The sequence below is a fragment of the Bergeriella denitrificans NBRC 102155 genome (genome assembly GCF_001592185.1).
Taxonomy (GTDB): Bacteria; Pseudomonadota; Gammaproteobacteria; order Burkholderiales; family Neisseriaceae; genus Neisseria; species Neisseria denitrificans.
Genome location: NZ_BCWL01000264.1, coordinates 1 through 2,440, shown reverse-complemented (window position 1 = coordinate 2,440; position 2,440 = coordinate 1). Strand labels below are relative to the sequence as shown.

Below are 2,440 nucleotides of genomic sequence, written 5' to 3'. Positions count from 1 at the left end.
CGTCGGGCAAAAGTGCCCGACCTACATCCTACGCTCAGCCACCTGATGGATTTATAGCCGGAGACCGTTGCAAAATTCCAAAAAATACGTTGAAAACCTCTCTGCCGTCATTAGCTGCGCAACCCCGTTTTTATCCGGAAAATATGGATACGATATGAAAACCCTTGCCCTGATTCCCCATTACAACCATGCCTCGACCATTGCCGGCGTGGCTCGCACGTTGCGCGGTTTCGGGCTGGATGTGCTGATTGTTGACGACGGCTCGTCGGAGGCGGCGAAAAGTGTGTTGGCGCAAACGGCTTCAGACGGCATTGAGGTTTGGTACCGCAGACACAACGGCGGCAAGGGTGCGGCGGTGAAAACGGGGTTGCTGTATGCGGAGCAGCGCGGCTATACCCATGTTTTACAGGTCGATGCCGATGCGCAGCACAACTTGGCCGATACCGCCAAGCTCTTGGCGGCGGCGGAGCGGCAGCCCGATGCGGTGGTGTGCGGCTGGCCGCAATACGGTGGTGATGCGCCCAAGTCCCGCCTCTACGGGCGGAAAATTACGGATTTCTGGAATATGATCCATACATGGTCAACCGACATCAAAGACGGCATGTGCGGTTTCCGCCTCTATCCGCTCGCACCCGTACTGACGGTTATCCGCGGAGAAAGGGTGGGCGAACGCATGGATTTCGATACGGAAATTTTGGTGCGCCTCTATTGGCGCGGAGTGAAGCCGGTTTGGATTCCCACGCCGGTGCGGTATGCGCCGGGCGGGGTGTCGCATTTTCGCGCGTTGGACGACAATCTTTTAATCAGCAGGATGCACGCGCGGCTGTTTTTCGGTATGGTGAAGCGGCGGATTGCCGCATTATTCGGAAAGGCCGTCTGAAAATGGGCAGGCATTCCCGACATTGGGCGGCGCAGCAGGAGCGCGGCCACCGCGTGTTTTTGATGCTGACCACGCTGATGGTGCGCTACCTGCCCGCCGTATTGATGAAGCCCTGCATTTGGTTTGTGGTATTTTATTTTTACGCCACCGCGCCCGCGCCGCGCCGCCATATCCGCCTTTACCAAAAACGGCTTCAGACGGCTTTTCCGTCGGTCGTGCTGCCGCGTTTTGCCGTATTCCGCCAGTTTGCCGCTTTCGGCGAGGCGGTGTGCGACCGTTTTGCGGTGTGGCAGCGCAAAATCCGCTATGAAGACTTGGTGTTGGAAGATCCTGACGATGTGTATGCGCTGATGCGTGACCGCAGCCTGCGCGGACAGATTTTTGTCTGCTCGCATTTGGGCAATGCCGAAATCTGCCGTGCGCTGGTGTCGCACCATCAGGGGTTCAAACTCAATGTGTTGGTACACAGCCGCCATGCCCAAGCGTTTAACGAGGCGCTGCAAAAAGCGGGGGCGGACAGAATCCAGCTGATTCAGGTAACGGATTTGGATGCGGCGTTGATGATGGAGTTAAACCGCCGCATTGATGCGGGCGAATGGATAGCCGTGGCCGCCGACCGCGTGCCGGTGCGCGGCGAGAAAACCGTTGCGGTGGATTTCTTGGGCAGCCCCGCGCAGATGCCGCAAGGTGCGTGGCTGCTGGCGGGCTTGCTGAAAACCCGCGTGCATACGCTTTTCTGTATCAAGCAAAACGGGCGTTACCGTTTGAAATTGCGCCGCTTTTTGGAAAATACGGATTGGAAACGCAACCGGCGCGAAGCCGCCGTTGCCGATGCCGCACAGCGTTTTGCCGGTATTTTGGCTGAAGAATGCGCGGAACATCCGCTGCAATGGTTTAATTTTTATGATTTTTGGGGTGACGGATTGCCGTAGGCCGGATATTTTTATCTGAGACTTTTGCAGAAATATTTAAGATTTCTTAGTACTCAGCAGGCCGTCTGAAATATAACCCGCACCGAAAAGGATTTGTATGTCCAAGCACGTTTACTGCCGTCATCATACCGAGATGGACGTGCCTTTTTTCGATGTCGATGCCATGCACATCGTCTGGCACGGCCATTATGTGAAATACCTCGAAGTCGCCCGTTGCGATTTTCTTGCCGCCATCGGTTATGATTACAATGAGATGGGGCGGCAGGGCTACGGTTGGCCGGTGGTGAAGATGGATTTGAAATACATCCGCCCCGCCCGTTTCGGCCAAAAAATCCGCGTCGAGCTGGCGGTGGTGGAAATCGAAAGCTGCCTGCGGATAGAATACCTGATTGCCGACAGCGTAACGGGCGAAAAACTGACCCGCGCCTCAACTACCCAAGCAGCAGTGGCTGTGGAGAGCGGCGAAATGCAGTTTCAAACGCCGCAAAGCTGGCTGGCAGCCGTGGCGCGTCATCCGAGTTTTCAAAATCTATAGTCATTTAAAAGAAGAATGATACGGCGTTGCTGCGCCCGGCTTAAGGAGGGGGCTTGACTAAGCTGCTGAAGCAGCAAGTCCGCCGATCCATAC

3 protein-coding genes are annotated in these 2,440 nt (G+C 55.9%); all 3 read left to right on the top strand.

Translation table 11 applies throughout. The features are described 5' to 3' along the window. Positions 1-154: 154 nt before the first annotated feature. Positions 155-880 carry a glycosyltransferase family 2 protein gene (locus tag BDE01S_RS10005; protein WP_066081069.1) on the top strand — a complete coding sequence of 242 codons (726 nt, stop codon included), beginning with the start codon at positions 155-157 and terminating at the stop codon, positions 878-880. Between the two features lie 2 nt (positions 881-882). Beyond that, a complete protein-coding gene (locus tag BDE01S_RS10000; RefSeq protein WP_066081066.1) occupies positions 883-1,812 on the top strand; it encodes a lysophospholipid acyltransferase family protein in 930 nt (309 codons plus the stop codon). Between the two features lie 97 nt (positions 1,813-1,909). After that, positions 1,910-2,347, top strand: a complete 438-nt coding sequence (locus BDE01S_RS09995) for an acyl-CoA thioesterase (RefSeq protein ID WP_066081063.1) — start codon at positions 1,910-1,912, stop codon at positions 2,345-2,347. The last annotated feature ends 93 nt before the right edge of the window (positions 2,348-2,440 follow it).

Coding starts and splice junctions, on each gene's coding strand:
- BDE01S_RS10005 (WP_066081069.1), top strand. CDS start 155: ATGAAAACCCTTGCCCTGATTCCCCATTACAACCATGCCTCGACCATT.
- BDE01S_RS10000 (WP_066081066.1), top strand. CDS start 883: ATGGGCAGGCATTCCCGACATTGGGCGGCGCAGCAGGAGCGCGGCCAC.
- BDE01S_RS09995 (WP_066081063.1), top strand. CDS start 1,910: ATGTCCAAGCACGTTTACTGCCGTCATCATACCGAGATGGACGTGCCT.